Origin of the sequence: Trinickia fusca (genome assembly GCF_003628145.1) — a bacterium.
Taxonomy (GTDB): domain Bacteria; phylum Pseudomonadota; class Gammaproteobacteria; order Burkholderiales; family Burkholderiaceae; genus Trinickia; species Trinickia fusca.
This window is the reverse complement of record NZ_RBZV01000002.1, coordinates 104,231-124,656: the sequence shown is the minus strand read 5'-3', so window position 1 is coordinate 124,656 and position 20,426 is coordinate 104,231. Positions and strand designations below refer to the sequence as shown.

At 64.4% G+C, this 20,426-nt stretch carries 18 protein-coding genes and 1 tRNA gene; 14 read left to right on the top strand and 5 right to left on the bottom strand.

The window, feature by feature from the left end:
* Nucleotides 1-68 precede the first annotated feature (68 nt).
* Nucleotides 69-944, top strand: coding sequence for an alpha/beta fold hydrolase (locus D7S89_RS05090; protein ID WP_121276294.1), 876 nt, complete (start codon nt 69-71; stop codon nt 942-944).
* 13 nt (nt 945-957) lie between these two features.
* Nucleotides 958-1,284 carry a putative quinol monooxygenase gene (locus tag D7S89_RS05085; RefSeq protein WP_121276292.1) on the top strand — a complete coding sequence of 109 codons (327 nt, stop codon included), beginning with the start codon at nt 958-960 and terminating at the stop codon, nt 1,282-1,284.
* A gap of 115 nt (nt 1,285-1,399) precedes the next feature.
* Here the strand turns inward: D7S89_RS05085 and D7S89_RS05080 are convergent, their stop codons facing one another.
* Nucleotides 1,400-1,675 (bottom strand): oxidative damage protection protein, encoded by a 276-nt coding sequence (locus D7S89_RS05080; protein ID WP_121276290.1) that lies wholly within the window; start codon nt 1,673-1,675, stop codon nt 1,400-1,402.
* Between the two features lie 50 nt (nt 1,676-1,725).
* Nucleotides 1,726-3,105, bottom strand: a complete 1,380-nt coding sequence (gene argA / locus D7S89_RS05075) for an amino-acid N-acetyltransferase (protein ID WP_121277303.1) — start codon at nt 3,103-3,105, stop codon at nt 1,726-1,728.
* A gap of 22 nt (nt 3,106-3,127) precedes the next feature.
* Between argA and hrpA the strand changes: the two genes are divergently transcribed.
* The 5 genes from hrpA to D7S89_RS05050 all read left to right on the top strand — a co-directional run bounded on the left by hrpA (nt 3,128) and on the right by D7S89_RS05050 (nt 11,224).
* Nucleotides 3,128-7,207 (top strand): ATP-dependent RNA helicase HrpA, encoded by a 4,080-nt coding sequence (gene hrpA / locus D7S89_RS05070; protein WP_121276288.1) that lies wholly within the window; start codon nt 3,128-3,130, stop codon nt 7,205-7,207.
* Nucleotides 7,208-7,335: 128 nt separating this feature from the next.
* Nucleotides 7,336-8,355 carry a YVTN family beta-propeller repeat protein gene (locus tag D7S89_RS05065; RefSeq protein ID WP_121276286.1) on the top strand — a complete coding sequence of 340 codons (1,020 nt, stop codon included), beginning with the start codon at nt 7,336-7,338 and terminating at the stop codon, nt 8,353-8,355.
* Between the two features lie 31 nt (nt 8,356-8,386).
* Nucleotides 8,387-9,382 carry a sterol desaturase family protein gene (locus tag D7S89_RS05060; RefSeq protein ID WP_121276285.1) on the top strand — a complete coding sequence of 332 codons (996 nt, stop codon included), beginning with the start codon at nt 8,387-8,389 and terminating at the stop codon, nt 9,380-9,382.
* 31 nt (nt 9,383-9,413) lie between these two features.
* A complete protein-coding gene (locus tag D7S89_RS05055; RefSeq protein ID WP_121276283.1) occupies nt 9,414-10,280 on the top strand; it encodes an EI24 domain-containing protein in 867 nt (288 codons plus the stop codon).
* Between the two features lie 119 nt (nt 10,281-10,399).
* Nucleotides 10,400-11,224: a competence/damage-inducible protein A gene (locus D7S89_RS05050; protein WP_121276281.1), complete on the top strand. Its 825-nt coding sequence runs from the start codon at nt 10,400-10,402 to the stop codon at nt 11,222-11,224.
* Between the two features lie 71 nt (nt 11,225-11,295).
* Here the strand turns inward: D7S89_RS05050 and D7S89_RS05045 are convergent, their stop codons facing one another.
* A complete protein-coding gene (locus tag D7S89_RS05045) occupies nt 11,296-11,760 on the bottom strand; it encodes a rhodanese-like domain-containing protein (protein WP_121276279.1) in 465 nt (154 codons plus the stop codon).
* A gap of 424 nt (nt 11,761-12,184) precedes the next feature.
* On the opposite strand from D7S89_RS05045, the gene glnA reads away from it, so the two are divergent.
* The 3 genes from glnA (at nt 12,185) to ntrC (ending at nt 16,412) form a co-directional block, all read left to right on the top strand.
* On the top strand, nt 12,185-13,600 hold the full coding sequence (gene glnA / locus D7S89_RS05040; protein ID WP_121276277.1) for a type I glutamate--ammonia ligase: 1,416 nt from the start codon (nt 12,185-12,187) through the stop codon (nt 13,598-13,600).
* A gap of 124 nt (nt 13,601-13,724) precedes the next feature.
* Complete coding sequence (glnL, locus tag D7S89_RS05035; protein ID WP_121276276.1) at nt 13,725-14,867, top strand: nitrogen regulation protein NR(II); 1,143 nt, start codon at nt 13,725-13,727, stop codon at nt 14,865-14,867.
* Between the two features lie 24 nt (nt 14,868-14,891).
* The gene (ntrC, locus tag D7S89_RS05030; protein ID WP_121276274.1) at nt 14,892-16,412 is read left to right on the top strand and encodes a nitrogen regulation protein NR(I); all 1,521 of its coding nucleotides are present in this window, start codon (nt 14,892-14,894) and stop codon (nt 16,410-16,412) included.
* A gap of 60 nt (nt 16,413-16,472) precedes the next feature.
* On the opposite strand, the gene xth is transcribed toward ntrC, so the two are convergent.
* Nucleotides 16,473-17,249: an exodeoxyribonuclease III gene (xth, locus tag D7S89_RS05025; protein WP_121276272.1), complete on the bottom strand. Its 777-nt coding sequence runs from the start codon at nt 17,247-17,249 to the stop codon at nt 16,473-16,475.
* Nucleotides 17,250-17,445: 196 nt separating this feature from the next.
* On the opposite strand from xth, the gene D7S89_RS05020 reads away from it, so the two are divergent.
* Together D7S89_RS05020 and D7S89_RS05015 are read left to right on the top strand one after the other, a co-directional pair.
* A complete protein-coding gene (locus D7S89_RS05020; RefSeq protein WP_121276270.1) occupies nt 17,446-17,628 on the top strand; it encodes a type II toxin-antitoxin system HicA family toxin in 183 nt (60 codons plus the stop codon).
* A 57-nt stretch (nt 17,629-17,685) separates the two neighbouring features.
* Entirely contained in the window at nt 17,686-18,090 is a 405-nt protein-coding gene (locus D7S89_RS05015; protein WP_121277302.1) for a type II toxin-antitoxin system HicB family antitoxin, read from the top strand.
* A gap of 164 nt (nt 18,091-18,254) precedes the next feature.
* Here D7S89_RS05015 and D7S89_RS05010 read toward each other — a convergent pair whose 3' ends face one another.
* Nucleotides 18,255-19,145, bottom strand: a complete 891-nt coding sequence (locus D7S89_RS05010; RefSeq protein ID WP_183085101.1) for a LysR family transcriptional regulator — start codon at nt 19,143-19,145, stop codon at nt 18,255-18,257.
* A gap of 109 nt (nt 19,146-19,254) precedes the next feature.
* Here D7S89_RS05010 and D7S89_RS05005 point away from each other — a divergent pair, with 109 nt between their 5' ends.
* Together D7S89_RS05005 and D7S89_RS05000 are read left to right on the top strand one after the other, a co-directional pair.
* The gene (locus D7S89_RS05005) at nt 19,255-20,244 is read left to right on the top strand and encodes a zinc-dependent alcohol dehydrogenase family protein (RefSeq protein WP_121276268.1); all 990 of its coding nucleotides are present in this window, start codon (nt 19,255-19,257) and stop codon (nt 20,242-20,244) included.
* 38 nt (nt 20,245-20,282) lie between these two features.
* Nucleotides 20,283-20,359: transfer RNA gene (locus D7S89_RS05000), tRNA-Met, on the top strand.
* Nucleotides 20,360-20,426: the final 67 nt, after the last annotated feature.

The following is a 20,426-nucleotide window of genomic DNA, read 5'->3' as shown; positions in this document are numbered from 1 at the left end:
GCGAATCGCGCATGGCGAATCATTGGCAAAGACCCTGATAACAAGCCAACAACAACAAGGAGCTCAGCATGTCCACCCTTCACGGTCGCGACAGCACCATCGTTCGTCACCACACGATCACCATCGACGGCATCAAGCTGTTCTATCGCGAGGCCGGCGCGCTCGATGCGCCCGTCATCGTACTGCTGCACGGCTTTCCGTCGTCGTCGCGCATGTACACGGGGCTCATGCCGCTGCTGGCCGACCGCTACCGCGTGATCGCCCCCGACTATCCAGGCTTCGGTCACAGCGACGCGCCTTCGCCGGACGCTTTCCGCTATACGTTCGACAATCTGGCGCACTACACGCAACGCCTGCTCGATACGCTCGAACTCGAGCGCTATGCCCTGTATCTGCAAGACTACGGCGGCCCCATCGGCATGCGGCTCGCACTTGCACATCCCGAGCGCGTCACGGCGCTGGTCTTTCAGAACGCTGTCGTGCACGAGGAGGGGCTGTCGGCGGGCTGGAAGCTCAGGCGCGAGTTCTGGAACGACCGCAGCGCGCACTACGAGGCCGCGCGTGCGGCGATGCTGTCGCCCGAGGTCGCGCGTCAGCGTCACCTGGCCGGCGTGTTCGACGAAGCGCGCATCGACCCTGACACCTGGGCCGACGAATACGCGTTTCTGACGCGCCCGGGCATGGACCAGATTCAGATGGAGCTCGTCTACGACTACCGCACGAACGTTGCGGCGTATCCGCAGTGGCAGGCCTGGCTGCGCGAGCAGCAGCCGCGCACGCTCGTTGTGTGGGGCAAGCGGGACCCGCTGTTTACGACCGAAGGCGCGCTGGCCATCGGACGTGAGGTGCCGGATGCCGAGATCCATCTGTTGAATGCGAGCCACTTTGCGCTCGATGAGCAAGCCCCGCTGATCGCTACGCTGATGCGGCATTTCTTAATGTGAGGACTCGAGAATCGTGACGAACGAACGACAACAACTGACGCTGATCGCCCATCTGCAAGCGAAGCCGGGCAGCGAAGAGGAACTGGGCCGCCGGTTGCTGAAACTGGTCGAGCCCTCGCGCAGCGAAGCGGGCTGCATCAACTACGACGTGCATCGTTCGAACGACGATCCGGCGCAGTGGGTGATGTACGAGAACTGGCGCTCGAACGCCGATCTGGACGCGCATTTCGCGCAGCCGTATCTGGTCGAGTTCGTGAAGGATAGCGCCGACCTGCTCGCCAAGGATATGGACATCGAGCTGCTGTCGATGCACTCGGCGCACGTTGCGCCGAAGCGATGAGCCGCGCGTGACCTTGGCGGCCGCGCGAAGGCCGCACGAAGTAAAAAAGCCGGTTCGCCCCAGCGTAGGGGCGAACCGGCTTTCTTTCTGGCGCCGGCGCTCGACGCGCAGGCGGTCAGCCCTCGGTCGGCGGAACGTACCCGGAAGCTTGATCGGCGCCTTCGCCGAAGAAGAACTTTTCCGTTTGCTTCATCAGGTATTGACGCGCGCGCGGATCGGCCATGTTCAGGCGGTTCTCGTTGATCAGCATCGTCTGATGCTTGAGCCAGCCTTGCCATGCTTCCTTCGAGACGCTTTCGTAGATGCGCTTGCCAAGCTCGCCCGGCAGCGGCGGAAAATCAAGGCCTTCGGCTTCCTTGCCGAGCTTTGCGCATTGAACCATGCGGGTCATCGTGGGTTTCTCCTGTAATCGATGTGGGGCGGCAGGGCAGTGTCGTGCGCTCAGAGGTGCTTCATCAGCACGAGCGACTTGCGCTGCCAGTTATAGAGGCGGCGGCGGTCTTCGGGCAGGTCGTCGACCGTGGCCTTCACGAAGCCGCGCTTCAAGAACCAGTGCTCGGTACGCGTCGTCAGCACGAAGATGCGCGTGAGGCCGCGTGCGCGGGCACGCTGTTCGATGCGCTTGAGCAGGCGCTCGCCATCGCCCGAGCCCTGCGCCTCGGGCGCGACGGTCAGGCAGGCCATTTCGCCGATGCGCTCTTGCGGATACGGGTACAGCGCCGCACAGCCGAACAGCACGCCATCGTGCTCGATGACCGAGAAGTGATCGATATCGCGTTCGATCTGGTGGCGGCCGCGCTTGACGAGCGTACCGTCGGACTCGAGCGGCTCGATCAGCGTGAGGATGCCGCCGACGTCGTCGGGCGTGGCCTCGCGCAGGCTCTCGAGGTTCTCGTACGAGATCATCGTGCCGACGCCATCGTGCAGGAACAGTTCGAGCAGCAGGCTGCCGTCGAGCGAGTACGGAATGATGTGCGCACGCGCGACGCCGCCGCGGCACGCGCGCGCCGCGTGCTTCAGGTAGAACGCGGCATCGCCTTTGACCTCGCCGCTCTCGTGCAGGCGGTAGGCCTCGTCGAGCGACATTTCGTGCACGAGCTCGCCTTGCTCGTCCATGATGCCCGGCGTTTCCGTCAGGAAGATGATCTTGTCGGCACGCAGCGCGATGGCCGCGGCCGAGGCCACGTCTTCCATCGACAGGTTGAACGCTTCGCCGGTCGGCGAGAAACCGAGCGGCGAAAGCAGCACGATCTTGCGGCTCGCGAGCGAGTGGCGGATCGACTCGGCATCGATCTTGCGCACGACGCCCGTATGCGCGAAATCCACGCCGTCGAGAATGCCGACCGGACGCGCCGTGACGAAGTTGCCCGACACGACGCTGATGTGCGCGTGCGCCATCGGCGTGTTCGGCAAGCCTTGGCTGATCGCCGCTTCGATATCGAGCCGCACTTCGCCGGCCGCTTCCTTGGCCGATTCGAGCGCTCTGGCATCGGTGATGCGCATGCCGTGCGAGAACTCCGACTGCACGCCGTGCAGACTCATTTGCTCCTCGACCTGCGGACGAGAGCCGTGCACGAGCACGATTTGGATGCCCATCGCCTGCAGCAGCGCGACGTCGGCCACCAGGGCGTTCAACAGGCCCTGATGGACCACCTCACCGCCGAATCCGACGACGAAGGTCTTGTTGCGGAATGCGTGGATATACGGGGCAACCGAACGCATCCAGTCGACGAACTGCGCGTGGTCGTCGGCGCACTCGGGCGTCGGCGGCCGGCTGGAGGCGCTCTGTTGGGCGGAAACGAGGTCGGTTTGAGAATTCATGCCGGGATTATAATGCGCCCCCATGTCGAACGTACCCAAAAGTCCGGCCACGAATGAGGGCCGGCCGCCGCGCGCACCGCGTCCGGCGCGCCCGAGCCATTCCCGTCCTTCGCCCATCCCGCCCAACCCGGTTCCGCCGATCGAGTTTCCCGCCGCGCTGCCCGTCTCGGGCCGCCGCGAAGAGATCGCGCGCGCGATCGCCGACCACCAGGTCGTGATCGTCTCCGGCGAAACGGGCTCGGGCAAGACGACGCAGCTGCCCAAGATCTGCCTCGCGCTCGGCCGCGGGCGCGGCGCCGGCGGTGCGGGGCTCATCGGCCATACGCAGCCGCGCCGTATTGCAGCGGCCGCGACCGGGCGGCGTATCGCCGAAGAGCTCGGCACGCCGTTCGGCGAGGTAGTCGGCTACAAGGTGCGCTTCACGGACAATCTCGCGCCCGGCGCGTCGGTGAAACTGATGACCGACGGCATTTTGCTGGCCGAGACGCAAACCGACCCGCTTCTGCGCGCCTACGACACGTTGATCATCGACGAGGCGCATGAGCGAAGCCTGAACATCGATTTCCTGCTCGGCTATCTGAAGGAAATCCTGCCGCGCCGGCCCGACCTGAAGTTGATCGTGACCTCGGCCACGATCGACGCTGACCGCTTCGCGCGCCATTTCGGCACCGACGAGAAGCCGGCCCCCGTGATCGAAGTCAGCGGACGGCTGTATCCGGTCGAGGTCCGCTATCGGCCCGTCGAGGAGGTGAGCCCCGCGATCAAAGCGGCGCAGGGCGCGCCCGCGGGGCGTGAGCGCTTGAAAAGCGCGCGCGATGCCGAGCGCGATCTCATGGATGCGATCGTCGATGCCGTCGACGAGCTGTGCCGCGCCGGCCCGGGCGACGTGCTCGTGTTTTTGCCCGGCGAGCGCGAGATCCGGGAAGCCGCCGAAGCGCTGAGGAAGCACCATCCGCCGCACACCGAGATTCTGCCGTTGTTCGCGCGGCTCTCGGCCGAGGAGCAAGCGCGCGTGTTCAAGGCGTCGAACGCGCGGCGCCTCGTGCTCGCGACCAACGTCGCCGAAACCTCGTTGACGGTGCCGGGCATCCGCTACGTCGTCGATACCGGGCTCGCGCGCGTCAAGCGCTACTCGTATCGCAACAAGGTCGAGCAGTTGCAGGTCGAGCCGATCTCGCAGGCGGCCGCGAATCAGCGGGCCGGTCGGTGCGGGCGGGTGGCCGACGGGATCTGCATTCGCCTTTATGACGAAGCCGATTTTGCGGCTCGGGTGCGCTTTACCGACCCCGAAATCCTGCGCTCGTCGCTCGCGTCGGTGATTCTGCGCATGAAGTCGCTGCACCTGACCGAGATCGAGACGTTCCCGTTCATCGAGCCGCCGCCGGGCCGTGCGATCGCCGACGGCTATCAGCTGCTGAACGAGCTCGGTGCCGTCGACGACGAGAACCGGCTCACGCCACTCGGCCGCGAGCTCGCGCGCCTGCCGCTCGATCCGCGCGTGGGCCGCATGATCCTGGCTGCGCGCGATCAGCACGCGCTCACCGAAGTCTTGATCATCGCGAGCGCGCTGTCGGTGCAGGACCCGCGCGAGCGACCTGCCGACGCGCAGGAGCAAGCCGATCAGGCGCACCGGCGCTTCGCCGATGAGCGCTCCGAGTTCCTGCAGTGGATCAAGCTGTGGAATTGGTTCGGTGAGGCCGTCGCGCACAAGAAGTCGAACCGTCAACTCGTCGACTCGTGCCGCGAGAACTTTCTGTCGCACCTGCGGTTGCGCGAGTGGCGCGACGTGCACTCGCAGCTGCTGACGGTCGTGCGCGAGCATGGCTGGCGCCTGAACGAAACGGAAGCCACCTACGAGCAGGTTCACCTCGCGCTGCTGACGGGGCTGCTCGGCAACGTGGGCCTGAAAGCCGACGACGAGCCGCATTATCTGGGCGCGCGCGGCATCAAGTTCTTCCTGTGGCCGGGCTCCATGCTCGCGAAGAAGGCGGGGCGCTGGATCATGGCGGCCGAACTCGTCGAGACGAGCCGGCTCTACGCGCGCTGCCTCGCGAAAATCGAGCCGGAATGGATCGAGAAAATCGGCGCGCACTTGTTGAAGAAATCGCTGTCCGAGCCGCACTGGGAAAAACGCCCCGCGCAGGTGTCGGCGTTCGAGCGCGCCACGCTGTACGGCTTGCCGGTCTATCACCGGCGGCGCGTCGCGTTCGGGCCGCGCGACCCGGCCCGCGCACGCGAGCTGTTCATTCGCGGTGCGCTTGTCGACGGCGAATTCGACACGAAGCTCATGTTCTTCGCGCATAACCGCAAGCTGCTGACCGACATCGAGCAGCTCGAGCACAAGTCGCGTCGGCAGGACGTGCTCGTCGACGACGAGCTGATCTTCGCGTTCTACGATCAGGCGGTGCCGCAAGGTATCTGCACGGGCACGGCGTTCGAGCGCTGGTATCGCGAGGAGGTCGGCAGAAGCGGGCAGCCCGAGGACAAGCTGCGGCTGCTGTATCTGTCGCGCGACGACCTCATGCGTCATGAAGCGGCCGGCGTCACGACCGACCTGTTTCCGAAGCGCATGCCGATGGCGGGTGTCGACATGACGCTCGCCTATCATTTCGAGCCCGGCTCGCCACGCGATGGCGTGACGCTGGCCGTGCCGCTTTACGCGCTCAATCAGGTCGATGCGCGGCGCGCCGAATGGCTCGTGCCCGGCATGCTGAAGGAGAAGGTGCAGCTGCTGCTCAAGTCGCTGCCGCAGAAGCTGCGTCGTCATTGCGTGCCGCTGCCCGAATACGCAGCCGGTTTCGTCGAGCGGACGGCCGAGCGTGTCGGCGGGGGGGGCCTCGTCGAAGCCCTGATCGCCGACGTGCGCGCCACCACCCAGGTCATGCTCAAGACGACCGACTTCAAGCTCGAGACGCTGCCGGCACACTTGTTCATGAACTTCAAGGTCGTCGACGAGCACGGCCGTCAGCTCGCGATGGGGCGCAATCTCGCGCAACTGCGCGCCGAGCTCGGCGGCGATGCGCAGCGCCACTTCCAGAAGCTCGCGGCGGGCTCGACGATGGCAGTGGCCGGCGCTGCGGCTTCGGCTTCGGCCTCGGTCACCGCGGCAGCGCGCGCGCCGGGTGTGCGCGGCACGCCGGCAACGCCCGAGCGAGGCGCGAGCGCGCAGAGCGTGCAGAACGCGCGAGCCGCGAGCGGGGCCGGGCAGGGGGCGGCACCGGGGGCGAGCGGTGACGGTACGGCCACGGCACTGTACGAGAACCTCACGACGTGGAACTTCGGCAAGCTGCCGGAACTCCTCGAGGTCCGGCGCGGTGGACAGACGCTGTTCGGCTATCCGGCGCTCGTCGACCGCACGACGCACTGCGACGTCGAGGTCTTCGATTCTCCTGAGGAAGCCGCGCGCATTCACCGTGCCGGGCTGCGGCGCCTGTTCGCGCTGCAGTTGCGCGAGCCGATCAAGTATCTCGAGAAGAACCTGCCGGGGCTGCGTGAGATGGCGATGCAGTTCATGCCGCTCGGCACACAGGAGCAACTGCGCGATCAACTGATCGATATGGCCCTCGAGCGCGCGTGTCTGCAGGAGCCGCTGCCCGACGACGACGCGAGCTTCCATGCGCGCCGCGACGAGGGCAAGGGGCGGCTCTCGCTGCTCGCGCAGGAGATCGCGCGGCTCGTCGGCCAGATCCTGGCCGAATACGCGGCCGTGACGAAGAAGCTCGTGCAGGCCAAGCCGTTCGCGCAGGCTCATGCCGACATGCAGCAGCAAGTGCAGGCGTTGCTCGGCAAGCGCTTCGTCGTCGATACGCCTTACACGCAGCTCGCGCATTTCCCGCGCTACCTGAAGGGCGTCGCGTTGCGCATCGACAAGCTCAAGGCCGATCCGACCCGCGACGCGCGCCAGTTCACGGAATTGCAACCGTTGTTGCAGCACTATCAGCGTGCGCAGTCCACCCGCGGGGGCGTGGCCGACGCGCGGCTGACCGAGTTCCGCTGGATGCTCGAGGAGTTGCGCATTTCGTTGTTCGCGCAGGAACTGCGCACGCCGATGCCGGTCTCCATTAAGCGGTTACACAAGGTGTGGGAGTCGATGCAACGGTGATCGGCTCCGACCCTTTTGCGCCAGTCAAACGCGGGGCGCGCGACGAATGGCGGATTTCCCTGAGCGTCGTCAACCTCGCAGCCGCGCAAACGTTTTAAGATTGCGTCGGCTTTTTTCTCAGAGTACTCATGCATACCCTTTTTGTTTCGGGCGCGAAGCGCGCCAGCGGCGCCGTGGCGGCCGCGCTTGTGGCGGCCGCGGCCGGTCTGCTCTCCCCACTGGCCCACGCGAACAACGTGATCGTGCTCAATTCGGGCGAGGCGACGCTGAGCCTGATTGACGAAGCGTCGCAGCAAGTCGTCGGCAAAGTGCCGACGGGCAAAGAGCCGCACCACCTGATGGCGATGCCCGACAACAGCTCGCTGATCGTCGCCAATTCGGTCTCGAACAACCTGATGCTGGTCGACCCGAAGACGGGCAAGCTGCAAAAGTGGATCGAGAACATCGAGGACCCGTATCAGCTCGGCTTTTCGCCTGACCGTAAATGGTTCGTGACGACGGGCCTGCGGCTCGATCGTCTCGACGTCTACCACTACGACGGCAAGGAGCCGGTGCTCGCCAAGCGTCTGCCGCTCGCGACGATGCCGAGCCACATGGCGTTCACGAACGACAGCAAGACCGTCTTCGTCACGCTGCAGGTCTCGGGCGAGCTGGCGGCCGTCGATCTGGCGACGCAGACGGTCAAGTGGAAGATGAAGGTCGGCGACACGCCGGCCGGCTTGTGGCTGACGCCGGGCGACAAGTATCTGCTCGTCGGCATGACCGGCGAGGACGACGTGGCCGTCGTCGATTGGCGCACGCAGCAGGTGATCAAGCGCATTCATACGGGCAAGGGCGCGCACAACTTCCGCTCGCTCGACGACGGGCGCCACGTGGCGCTCAGCAACCGCGTCGCCGGCACGATCAGCATCATCGACGAGGAAACGCTGACGAACGTGCGCGACATCACGGGCTTGATGCCGGGGCCGGACGACATGGAGCTGTCGGCCGATAAGCGCTATCTGTGGGTGACGTTCCGCTTCGCCAAGCATGTCGGCATCATCGATTTGAAGACCTACCAGCTCGTGAAGACGATCGCGGTGGGGCGCTCGCCGCACGGCATTTATTTCTTCGACCGCGCGCCGGTGACGGCGCCGAACGGCGCTTGAACGGCGCTTCAGCATCAGGATCGGTCCGGCTATGTTTCATCTGATCGTTAGTTCGCTCGATACGCTCGTCTCGACGTTGCAGACCTGGCTTTACGTCAACGTCGCGCAGCCGCTGCTGTTCCAAATCGGCTGGATGGACTACGACGAGGACACCTACGATGCGCTGTATCCCGTCATCGTCGGCTTGCTGACGATCGTCGCGATGTACGCGCTGCTGCGTCCGCTCGAGGCGCTGCGGCCCATCGAGCGGTGGGAGAGCCGCAAGGCCGTGCGCGTGGACGTCCTCTACACGTGGATCGCCAAGCTCGGCCTCTTCAATCTCTTCTTCTTCTTCGCTTTTCAGCCGATCTTCGACAACACGCAGGTCTGGCTCCGCTATCAAGGCATCGCCAACATCGATCTGGACAATCTGTGGCCCGGCGTGACCTCGCAGCCGCTCGTCACGTTCCTCATCTATCTCGTGGTGCTCGATTTCGCCGGCTATTGGTATCACCGCTGGCAGCACCGGATCGGCATCTGGTGGGAGCTGCACGCAGTTCATCACAGCCAGCGGCAGATGTCGTTGTGGTGCGACGATCGCAATCATCTGCTCGACGACATCATTCAAGCCGGCTTTTTCGCTGCGATCGCACTCGCGATCGGCATTGCGCCGACGCAGTTCGTCGTGCTGACGGCCGTGACCAATTTCGCGCAGAGCGTGCAGCACACGAATGCGCGGTTGAACTTCGGCTGGCTGCTCGAGCGGCTCATCGTGAGTCCGGCGTTCCATCGCCGCCACCACGCGGTGGGCTACGGCCACGAAGGCACGGCCTACGGCTGCAACTTCGGCGTGCTGTTCCCGTGGTGGGACATGCTGTTCAAGACGGCGTCGTGGAATCGCGCAGTCGAGCCGACCGGCATCCGGGCGCAGATCGAAGGCGAATCGTATGGCGAAGGGTTCTGGTCGCAGCACTGGCTGGCCTTCGTGCGCATCGCGCGGCGTCTCGCGCCACGCCGCGTAACGCCGGGCGGCGGCGCAGCGCTCTGATCGGCGCAGGCCACGTGCCGTCAAGTCAGACATGAACGACGTCTTGCGCGCATTCGGCCGGGCGCTCGCCAGCGCCTTGCACCCGCGCATGCTAAGGCTCACGTTCGTGCCGTTCGTGATCGCCACGATCGGGTGGAGCACGTTCTTCTGGTTCACGTGGCAAACGCTCGTCGATGCCGTACGCGCCGCGCTGACCGCTTCGCCGCTCGGGAGCGCGCTCTACACGGCGTTCGACTGGGTGGGGCTCGCGGCGCTGCACGCGATGATCGCGCCGTTCGTCGTCGGCGCCGTCGCGATTCCGCTCATCGTCGTCACCGTACTGTTGCTGATCGCGACGATATCGATGCCACTCGTCGTGAGCCACTTGTCCGCGCGGCGCTTTGCCACGCTCGAGCAGCGCCGCGGCGGCTCGTGGTTCGGTAGCTTCGTGCATGCGCTCGTCACGACGCTCGTGTGCATGGTGCTCGTCTGCGTCACGCTGCCGCTGTGGCTCATTCCCCCGATATTCGCGCTGTTGCCGCCGCTGCTCTGGGGTTGGCTGACCTACCGCGTGATGACCTACGACGCACTTGCACTGCACGCGAGCCGGGCCGAGCGCCGCGCGCTCGTGCGCGAGCACCGCTGGCCGCTGTTTGCGATCGGTATCGCGAGCGGGCTCATGAGTTCGCTGCCGACGCTGTTGTGGGTCTGGTCGCTGTGGCTCGTCGTGCTGTTTCCGTTGATCGTCGCCGTGACGATCTGGATGTATGCGTTCATCCTCGTCTTTTCGGCGCTGTGGTTCGGGCACTATTGCCTGGACACGCTCGAGCGCATGCGGGCAGGAGCTGGCGGTGGCGCGGACGGCGGGGCCGGCCCGGTTGACGGCACCCACCGGCGGGACGTGCTGCCGGCGCCCTGAGCGTACCGGCCCAGGCGTGTCCCGCCGACGCCGGTTTCGACGGCTTTCCCTGGTCGCCCCTTGCCGCCCGGGCCGCGATCGAGCACGATGAGCGCTCTTCATCTTTCTCGAGGGCGGTCATGGCATTTGGCGTCATCATCATCGGCGACGAGATTCTGTCGGGCAGGCGCGTCGACAAGCATCTGCCGAAGCTCATCGAGCTCTTGAGCGCACGCGGCCTTGCGCTGTCATGGGCCGAATACGTCGGCGACGAGCGCGCACGCATCACGGCCACGCTCGCACGCACGTTCGCCTCGGGCGACATCGTGTTTTCGACAGGTGGCATCGGCGCGACGCCCGACGACCACACGCGTCAATGCGCCGCCGACGCACTCGGCGTGCCGCTCGAACTGCACCCGCAGGCTGCAGCGCTGATCCGCGAGCGTATCCGCGACATGCAACCGGCAGGCAGCGCGCCAGTCGACCTCGATTCACCCGACAATCGCCACCGTCTGAACATGGGCGTGTTCCCGCGCGGCGCCTCGATCATTCCTAACGGCTACAACAAGATCCCGGGCTTTTCGGTCGGCGATCATCATTTCGTGCCGGGCTTTCCCGTCATGGCTTGGCCCATGATCGAATGGGTGCTCGACACGAAGTACGCGCACCTGCATCACCAGGTCGCCCATGCCGAGCGTTCGCTGTATGTGTTCGAATTGGCCGAGTCGACGCTTACGCCGCTAATGGAAAAAATCGAAGCCGATTTTCCGGGAGTGCGTGTATTCAGCCTGCCCAGCGTGGGCGATGCCGAGCGCGGCGGCGTGTTCACGCGGCGCCACATCGATCTCGGCGTGAAGGGCGAGCCGGAAGCGGTGGCGGCCGCGTTCGTGAAGCTGCGAGAAGGCGTGCATCTGCTCGGCGGCGACATCGTCGAGCCGGAGGGCGAGCCGCCCGCGAGCCGGTAACGCGCAAGCGGGCGGGGCAGCATCGCAGGGCGGGGCCGCGACGCGTCGGGTGTCAGGCCTCGGGCGTCAGCTCACGCGCCGATCCACGGCAGGCCGCATTGGCACCAGCCGTCGACGGTCTTGCGATGCCCTTGCGCGTCCTTGGCGCCTTCGAAGCCTTCGAGCAGGTCGAACGCTTGCGCAAAGCCGGCCTGTGCGGCTGCGACGGCGGCCAGCTTCGAGCGTGCGGCGCTACGGCACATAAAGATCACCGGCTGCTCGGGCGCTACCCACTCGCGCAGCTGGTTGATGAATTCGGCATTCGGCACGCCGCCCGGATAACGTGTCCATTCGACGTGCACGTATTGCCCGTCGCCGACGAGCGGACGACCGACCCAATCGAGCTCGGCGCGCGTGCGCACGTCGACGAGCCGTGCGTTCGGGTTCATTTGCAGCAGCTCAAACGTTTCGGCCGGGCTGAAGGCGCCCGCATAGTGAAGATTCGCTTGCACGCGGCGCTCGTCCGCACGCGCCATCAGTTGTTCGAGCGTACTCATAGGCAGCCTCCTCGGGGTTCAAAGAACCATTCTAGCGCGTGCTATTTCACGTCTTCACCGATTTGCTTCGAATGCCCGATCGCGGAGCGCGCTTTCCGGGGGTGCAAAACGGTGCGATATGCACCAAAATAGATCGCGTGCGCTGCGCTGTCTTCAGCGGCGCACTGTTTTTGTGCAATGCGCGACGGCGGATGGCCGCGCGATGCAGGTCGCATCGGGTCTGACGGCGCCAATGCGGGGCGTGACATCTCGCTGGCGCGACCCGCGCCGGCTGGGCTCGTGCGGCGCGCAGCAATACCTGGCACGAAAGATGCTCTAACCGGCGGCGATCGCTTGGAAGCCGTACTCGGCGTCGGCAAGACGTATAAACCGAAGCAGGCTTGGCAAGCGAAGAACCGCCGACTTATCAAATGGAGAAGAGGATATGAGTAAATCCGTGGCCGACGTCATGCAGCTCGTCAAGGACGAGGACGTCAAGTTCATCGACTTTCGCTTCACCGACACGCGTGGTAAGGAGCAGCACGTTTCGGTGCCGCTGTCCGCGTTCGATGAAGACAAGTTCGAAAGCGGCCATGCGTTCGACGGTTCCTCGATCGCCGGCTGGAAGGGCATCGAAGCATCGGACATGTTGCTCGTGCCGGACGCGGACACCGCGTTCATCGACCCGTTCTATGAAGAGCCGACGCTCGTGCTGACCTGTGACGTGGTCGAGCCGGCCGACGGCAAGGGCTACGAGCGCGACCCGCGTTCGCTCGCCAAGCGCGCCGAAGCGTACCTGAAGAGCACGGGCCTGGGCGACACGGCTTTCTTCGGTCCGGAACCCGAGTTCTTCATTTTCGACTCGGTTCAGTGGAACACGGACATGTCGGGCTGCTTCGTGAAGATCGGCTCGGAAGAAGCACCGTGGTCGTCGGGCAAGGAATTCGAAGGCGGCAACACGGGCCACCGTCCGGGCGTCAAGGGCGGCTACTTCCCGGTCGCGCCGGTCGATTCGTTCCAGGACATGCGTTCGGAAATGTGCCTGCTGCTCGAGCAGATCGGCATCCCGGTCGAAGTGCACCACCACGAAGTGGCGGGCCAAGGCCAGAACGAAATCGGCACCAAGTTCTCGACGCTCGTGCAGCGCGCCGACTGGACGCAGCAGCTCAAGTACATCGTCCATAACGTCGCGCATACGTACGGCAAGACGGCGACGTTCATGCCGAAGCCTGTCGTCGGCGACAACGGCTCGGGCATGCACGTGCACCAGTCGATCTGGAAGGATGGCCAGAACCTGTTCGCGGGCAACGGCTACGCTGGCCTGTCGGAATTCGCGCTGTACTACATCGGCGGCATCATCAAGCACGCTCGCGCGCTGAACGCGATCACGAACCCGACGACGAACTCGTACAAGCGTCTCGTGCCGCACTTCGAAGCACCGGTGAAGCTCGCGTACTCGGCGCGTAACCGTTCGGCCTCGATCCGTATCCCGCACGTGAGCAATCCGAAGGGCCGCCGCATCGAAACGCGCTTCCCCGATCCGATGGCGAACCCGTACCTCGCGTTCTCGGCGCTGATGATGGCCGGTCTCGACGGCGTGCAGAACAAGATCCATCCGGGCGAAGCCGCGGACAAGAACCTGTACGATCTGCCGCCCGAAGAAGACGCGAAGATCCCGACCGTCTGCGCAGGTCTCGATCAAGCGCTCGAAGCGCTCGACAAGGACCGCGAGTTCCTCACGCGCGGTGGCGTGTTCACCGATGCGATGCTCGACGCCTACCTGGATCTCAAGGAAGGCGAACTGCAACGCTTCCGCATGACGACGCACCCGATCGAGTTCGAGATGTACTACTCGCTGTAAGCGGCGCGGTGCGCTTGGCCCCTCGCGTGCGGGGCAAGCGCACGCAAGGCTTGCGATCGGTCTCGAAGGGACGGCGGCGCCGTCCCTTTTTCGTTCGCTGTGATTACGCGGCCATGACTCGAAGATGGTGCTGAAGAATCTGATCAAGGCAAAGAAAGCGTTGGACGAGGCGTGCGCCGATGCCGCCGCGCTAGCCGCATCGGGGCTGTTGCCGGGGCTCGAGGCGTTGCCGACCGTCGCGCTCGTGCTCGAGAAGCGCACGTTGCGTGTGGCGTTCGCCAATCCTTCGGCCGAGTCGATGCTCGACTTGTCGCGCCGGCAGCTCGAGCAGATGGCGTGGTCCGACATCTTCGCGAATGGCGACGAACTCGAAACGACGATCGCCGCGATCGCCGAGCAGCGCTTTCATTCGACCCATCTCGATGCCGTGCTCGAGCGCCCGGGGCGCGAGCCGCTGCACGTGCACGTGGTCGTCGGCTTCCTCGAGAGCGTGCCCGACTATGTGCTGCTCGAGCTGTTCGAAAACGAGCGGCATCTGCGTACCGATCGCGAGGAGCGCATTCACGATCTCGCGACGGCCAACAAGCAGTTGATCCGCAACCTCGCGCACGAAATCAAGAATCCGCTCGGTGGCATTCGCGGTGCCGCGCAACTGCTCGAATTCGAGCTCGGCGAGCGTGAGCGGCACGAGCTCCGCGAGTACACGCAGGTCATCGTGAAGGAGTCGGACCGGCTGCAAACGCTCGTCGACCGCTTGCTCGAGCCACACCGTCATCCGCACATCGTCGGCGACGTGAACATCCACGAGGTGTGCGAGCGCGTACGCGCCGTGATTCTCGCCGAGTTCCCGCGCGGCCTCACGATCCAGCGCGACTACGACGTGAGCGTGCCTGATTTGCGCGGCGACAAAGAGCAGCTGATCCAGGCGCTGCTGAACATCGTGCGCAATGCCGCGCAGGCGCTACGCGAGCGCATCAGCGAAGGTGACGCACGCATTGCACTGCGCACGCGCGTGGCGCGCAAAGTCACGATCGCCAAGCGCTTGTGCAAGTTGGCACTGGACTTGCGTGTCGTCGACAACGGGCCGGGGATTCCCGAAGACATACGCGACCGCATTTTTTATCCGCTCGTGTCCGGCCGAGAGGACGGCAGCGGGCTCGGTCTCACGCTTGCGCAGACGTTCGTGCAGCAGCACGACGGCTTGATCGAAGTCGAGAGCCGCCCGGGACACACCGAGTTTCAGATTTTGTTGCCGCTCGACAACTGAGCTTCACCATCAACGACCCAATCTATGAAGCCGATCTGGATAGTAGACGACGACCAATCGATCCGCTGGGTGCTCGAGAAGGCGCTCGCGCGCGAGAGCCTCGCGACGCGCAGCTTCGCGAACGTGCGCGAAGCGCTTGCTGCGCTCGATCACCAAGAGAGCCCGCAAGTGCTCGTATCGGACATCCGGATGCCGGGCGCATCCGGCCTCGAGCTGTTGCAGACGATTCGCGAGCGGCTGCCCGAGCTGCCCGTCATCATCATGACGGCGTACTCCGATCTCGATAGCGCGGTCGCGTCGTTTCAAGGCGGTGCGTTCGAGTATCTGGCCAAGCCGTTCGACGTCGATCGTGCCGTCGAGCTCATTCATCGCGCCGTCGACGAGAGCTTGCGCGGTGCGCATGCGGCCGACGTCCCGTTTGCCGAGGCGCCCGAAATGCTGGGGCAGGCGCCCGCGATGCAGGACATGTTCCGTGCGATCGGCCGCTTGTCGCATTCGTCGGCGACCGTGCTGATCACGGGCGAGTCGGGCACCGGCAAGGAGCTCGTCGCGCGTGCGCTGCATCGGCACAGCCCGCGAGCGAGCGGTCCGTTCATCGCGTTGAACACGGCGGCGATTCCGAAGGATCTGCTCGAGTCGGAGCTGTTCGGCCACGAGCGCGGTGCGTTCACGGGCGCGCAGGCGATGCGCCAGGGGCGTTTCGAGCAGGCCGAAAACGGCACGTTGTTTCTCGACGAAATCGGCGACATGCCGTTCGACCTGCAGACGCGGCTGCTACGCGTGCTGTCGGACGGCCAGTTTTATCGTGTCGGCGGACACAGCCCGTTGCGCGCGAACGTGCGCGTAATCGCGGCGACCCACCAGAATCTTGAAGCGCGCGTGCGGCAAGGGTTGTTCCGCGAGGACTTGTATCACCGCCTCAACGTGATCCGCTTGCGTCTGCCACCGCTGCGCGAGCGCCGCGAAGACATCCCGCTGCTCACTCGACACTTCCTGCAAAAGAGCGCGCGCGATCTCGGCGTCGAGCCCAAGCGTGTCTCCGATGCCGCGCTGGCCTATCTTGCATCGCTGCCGTTTCCAGGCAACGTGCGTCAACTCGAGAATCTCGCGAACTGGCTCACGGTGATGGCGCCGGCGCAGACGATCGAGATCAAGGATCTGCCGCCCGATCTCGTGCCGGCCATGAATGAGCGGGCGGCGGGGGAGATCGTCGCGGGCGCGGCCGGTGTGCATGGGATGGCCAACGCCGTGCCGTTCGAGGCCGAGCGCAACGGGGTCGCCGCACCGATGCCGTCGACCTTGGGCGGTGGTACGGTGGGCATGCCCGTCAGTGTGTGGGAGAGTGGCTTGCGGGCCGAAGTCGCACACATGCTGCGCGAGAACACGGCCGACGTGATGGACGAATTGGCACGCCGTTTCGAAGCGGCGGTGATACGCGAGGCGCTCGACTTCACACGTGGACGCAAGGTCGAAGCGGCCGAGCGCCTAGGCATCGGCCGCAACACGATCACGCGCAAGATTCAGGAACTGCACCTCGAATCGTGACGCGAGCGCGCGTCGCTTGACGCGCTAAGCCGGCTCGCACCGGGTGCGGGTCGGCCTCGCTCAACCGAGTTGGGCGATCACCGGCGCGTGATCGGACGGCTGATCCCACTTGCGCGGCGTCTTGTCGACTTCGCAGCTCGTGCACCGTGCGGAGAGCGAGGGCGAGAGCAGGATGTGGTCGATGCGCAGACCGGCGTTGCGGCGAAACGCGAGCATCCGATAGTCCCACCACGTGTACATTTTCTCGGGTTGTTCGAACTGGCGGAACGAATCGACGAGGCCCATCCCGGCGAGCCTGGCGAATGCCGCGCGCTCCTCGGGCGAGACGAGGTTCTGGCCTTCCCATGCTTTCGGATCGTGCACGTCGCGATCCTCGGGGGCGATGTTGTAGTCACCGAGCAGGGCGAGCTCGGCGTGTGTGCGCATTTCGTCGGCGAGCCACGCTTCGAGCGCGTCGAGCCAGCGCAGCTTGTAGGCGAACTTGTCGCTGCCCGGTGCCTGGCCGTTGGGGAAATACGCCGAGATGACGCGCACGCCTTCGACCGTCGCGGCGATCACGCGCTGCTGTGGATCCTCGAAGCCGGGGATGTTGCGCACGATGCTGGCCTCGTCGACCTTCAGGCCGTCGCGCACGAGGATGCCGACGCCGTTATAGGTCTTCTGGCCCGCGCACCAGCTGCGATAGCCCTTTTGCGCCAACTCTTCGTGCGGAAATTTCTCGTCGGGCAGCTTCAGCTCCTGAAGGCACAGCACGTCGGTGTGACTGAGCTCGAGCCAGTCGATCACGTGTTGCTGACGGACCTTCAGCGAGTTGACGTTCCAGGTGGCTATTTTCACGAGCGGTTCTCGGGCTGTTTGATGACGGTCTGCAATTTACCAGAAGCGACCATCCGGGACACGGTCGCCCGAAGGATGGTAAGCATCGCCAAGGCGGCGTTCACGCGGTAGGGCTTGGCGTACACACATATACACAATTTCTCTTGCTCTCGGTGTTTTGGTGTGTAAAATTACACACAAGACGTGCGGAGGGGCGATGAACTCATCAAAGCTAATCCGGATGCTCGAGGAGGATGGATGGGAGCTTGTAAGAATCACGGGCAGCCACCATCACTTTAAACACCCGAAGAAGCCGGGCCTTGTGACGGTGCCGCACCCGAAGAAGGACCTGCCTATGGGTACTACGAAGAGCATCCTAAAGACCGCCGGTCTTGGTTGATCGGCGGTTTTTGCTCGACACAGGATGCTTGGATGGAGCCAAGCTGAGGACAAAGTAATGGAATTTCCCATCGCAGTGCACAAGGACGATGGGAGCGTCTATGGAGTGACCGTACCGGACATCCCCGGCGTCCACTCCTGGGGCGATACCATCGATGAGGTGATTAGAAATACGAAGGAAGCGATCGTGGGGCACGTCTCGACCCTAGTGGAGCTTGGGGAAAACGTCGAGCTCACATGCTCTACCGTGGAAGAACTTGCCGGAAAGCCGGAGTATGCAGGTGCTGTCTGGGCTTTGGTCAGTGTTGACCTTTCTAAGTTTGACTCGAAGCCTGAAAGGATCAATATCAGCATCCCTCGGTTTGTATTACATAAGATCGATGCATACGTTGAAGCGCGTCACGAGACCCGGAGTGGGTTTCTCGCGCGAGCAGCGTTGGAAGCATTGGCACACGAACACTGAGCCCGCCTTTAGCTGGAACAATTGACAAGCTGTACTAAGCCCGTCCCGGCATCTCTCCGCGGCGGGCTTTTCCTTTTTTAGCAATTGCGAAGCCGGGGGGATCTCGGTTTCGCTTGTCGAGCCGAAGCCCCGCGCTGAGTCAGCGACACGCAGGCTCGCGTTGCCTACCCAAACGTTACCGTAACGAAATCAATGAAGCTGCGCAGCTTCGGCGTCAGATGCCGGTCGGGCGAGAACAGCAGGTGCATCGGCCGTGACGGGGCCTCATAGCCCGGTAACACTTGGACGAGCCGGCCGGAGGCCAGATCCTCACGCAGCAACTCGCATGGCTGCAGGATGATGCCGAGGCCCTCGAGCGCGGCGTTGCGCAGGGCTTGGCCGTTGTTGATCGATAGGCGACTTTTCACCGGCACGACGTACTGGCGTCCGTCTTCGTCGATGAAGGTCCACTCCGGCCACGCCGGGCGTGCCGAATACGCGAAGCCGACGCATTCGTGCTGCGCGAGGTCGTCGGGATGCGATGGCGCACCGTGCCGCGCCAGATAGTCGGGCGATGCGCACGCGATGAGCCGATACGGCGCGAGCGGCCGGGCGATGAGCCCGGAGTCGGGCAGGGGGGCGATGCGGATCACCGCGTCGTAGCCTTCGTCGACGAGATCGACGACCCGGTCGCTCAGCGTCAGATCGACTTCCACTTCCGGATAGTCGCGCAAATACTGCGCGAGCTTCGGTACGAGACTGTGCGCGCCGAAGCTGATCGGTGCGTTCACGCGCAGCTTGCCGCGCGGCGCGGCTTGCAGGTTGGCCGCGAGCGCTTCGACAGCTTGTGCTTCGGCCAGTACCGACTTGCTGCCTTCATAGAAGGCGAGGCCTGCCTCGGTCAGGCTCTGGCGGCGTGTGGTGCGATTGATCAGTCGCATGCCATAACGCGCTTCGAGCCACTGGACATGCTTGCCCACCATCTGCGACGACAGGCCCAGCATGGTGCCGGCCGTGGCGAACGAGCCGGTCTCGGCGGCTTTGACGAAGACGGCCATGCTCGTGAGTCGGTCCATGATGGTCAATTGGAAACGATCGGTTTCGAGAGTAGGGTTTGATTGACGATTTATCGCATTTCTGTCGCGAATTATAGTGGCTTCACCCAAACCAATCGGAGAAGCAACCATGTCGCGAATCGTACGGTTTCATCAGAACGGCGGGCCCGAAGTTCTGAGGATCGAAAACGTCGAAGTGCCGCCGCCAGCGCCCACTGAGGTGACGCTGCAAGTGAAGGCGTTCGGCGTGAACCGCGCCGAATCGATGTTTCGCTCGGGGCGCTATGTGGAGTCGCCGGTGTTTCCCGCGCGGCTCGGCTACGAAGCGGCGGGCATCGTCACGGCACTGGGCAGTGAAGTGACGAGTCTTCAAATCGGCGATGCCGTCAGCATCGTGCCGCCGCTGTCGATCACGCGCTGGGGCACGTATGGCGAGGTAGCGAACGTGCCGGCGGACGTCGTGGTCAAGCATCCGGCTTCGCTGAGCTGGATCGAGGCGGCGGCGATCTGGATGCAATACGTGACGGTGTGGGGCGCGCTGATCGATCTCGCCAAGCTCACGCGCGACGACGCGGTCATCATCACGGCGGCATCCAGCAGCGTCGGCTTAGCGGCGATCCAACTGGCCAAGAGCGTCGGCGCCACGACGATCGCGACGACGCGCACGAGTGCGAAGAAGGATGCGCTGCTGTCGTTCGGTGCCGATCATGTCGTCGCGACGCAGGAGGAGGATCTGGTCGCACGCGTGGCGGAGATCACGGGAGGCAGAGGCGCGCGCGTGGCGTTCGATCCGGTCGCGGGGCCGATGCTCGAGCGGTTGGCCGCGGCGCTCGCTCATGACGGCATCATCATCGAGTACGGTGCGCTCAGTACCGATGCGACGCCGTTCCCGCTGTTCCCGGTCATCGACAAGCTGCTGACCGTGCGCGGCTATCAATACAAGCAGGTCGTGCGCGATCCCGCGCGTTTTGCCGAGGCCAAACGCTTCATTCTCGATGCGCTGGCGGCGGGGCGGCTCAAGCCCGTCATCGACAAGGTGTTCACGCTCGATCAGATCGTCGAAGCGCATCGCTACCTCGAGTCGAACCAGCAATTCGGAAAAATCGTAGTAACCGTTTGACGAGATGCGGAGAACGTCATATAATCTTTTTTCTCTGACGCGGGGTGGAGCAGTCTGGCAGCTCGTCGGGCTCATAACCCGAAGGTCGTAGGTTCAAATCCTACCCCCGCAACCAAGTTTTAGCGAAAAGCCTGATTTCATAGCGAAGTCAGGCTTTTTTGCTTTCTGGGTTGGTCGCCGCG

Excerpts from the sequence above, each read along its gene's own strand:
- D7S89_RS05010 (WP_183085101.1), bottom strand. The coding sequence starts at position 19,145 with ATGGACCGACTCACGAGCATGGCCGTCTTCGTCAAAGCCGCCGAGACC.
- D7S89_RS05050 (WP_121276281.1), top strand. The coding sequence starts at position 10,400 with ATGGCATTTGGCGTCATCATCATCGGCGACGAGATTCTGTCGGGCAGG.
- D7S89_RS05015 (WP_121277302.1), top strand. The coding sequence starts at position 17,686 with ATGGAATTTCCCATCGCAGTGCACAAGGACGATGGGAGCGTCTATGGA.
- hrpA (WP_121276288.1), top strand. The coding sequence starts at position 3,128 with ATGTCGAACGTACCCAAAAGTCCGGCCACGAATGAGGGCCGGCCGCCG.
- glnL (WP_121276276.1), top strand. The coding sequence starts at position 13,725 with ATGGTGCTGAAGAATCTGATCAAGGCAAAGAAAGCGTTGGACGAGGCG.
- D7S89_RS05055 (WP_121276283.1), top strand. The coding sequence starts at position 9,414 with ATGAACGACGTCTTGCGCGCATTCGGCCGGGCGCTCGCCAGCGCCTTG.
- argA (WP_121277303.1), bottom strand. The coding sequence starts at position 3,105 with ATGAATTCTCAAACCGACCTCGTTTCCGCCCAACAGAGCGCCTCCAGC.
- D7S89_RS05065 (WP_121276286.1), top strand. The coding sequence starts at position 7,336 with ATGCATACCCTTTTTGTTTCGGGCGCGAAGCGCGCCAGCGGCGCCGTG.
- D7S89_RS05005 (WP_121276268.1), top strand. The coding sequence starts at position 19,255 with ATGTCGCGAATCGTACGGTTTCATCAGAACGGCGGGCCCGAAGTTCTG.
- D7S89_RS05060 (WP_121276285.1), top strand. The coding sequence starts at position 8,387 with ATGTTTCATCTGATCGTTAGTTCGCTCGATACGCTCGTCTCGACGTTG.
- ntrC (WP_121276274.1), top strand. The coding sequence starts at position 14,892 with ATGAAGCCGATCTGGATAGTAGACGACGACCAATCGATCCGCTGGGTG.
- glnA (WP_121276277.1), top strand. The coding sequence starts at position 12,185 with ATGAGTAAATCCGTGGCCGACGTCATGCAGCTCGTCAAGGACGAGGAC.
- D7S89_RS05045 (WP_121276279.1), bottom strand. The coding sequence starts at position 11,760 with ATGAGTACGCTCGAACAACTGATGGCGCGTGCGGACGAGCGCCGCGTG.
- D7S89_RS05020 (WP_121276270.1), top strand. The coding sequence starts at position 17,446 with ATGAACTCATCAAAGCTAATCCGGATGCTCGAGGAGGATGGATGGGAG.
- D7S89_RS05090 (WP_121276294.1), top strand. The coding sequence starts at position 69 with ATGTCCACCCTTCACGGTCGCGACAGCACCATCGTTCGTCACCACACG.
- D7S89_RS05080 (WP_121276290.1), bottom strand. The coding sequence starts at position 1,675 with ATGACCCGCATGGTTCAATGCGCAAAGCTCGGCAAGGAAGCCGAAGGC.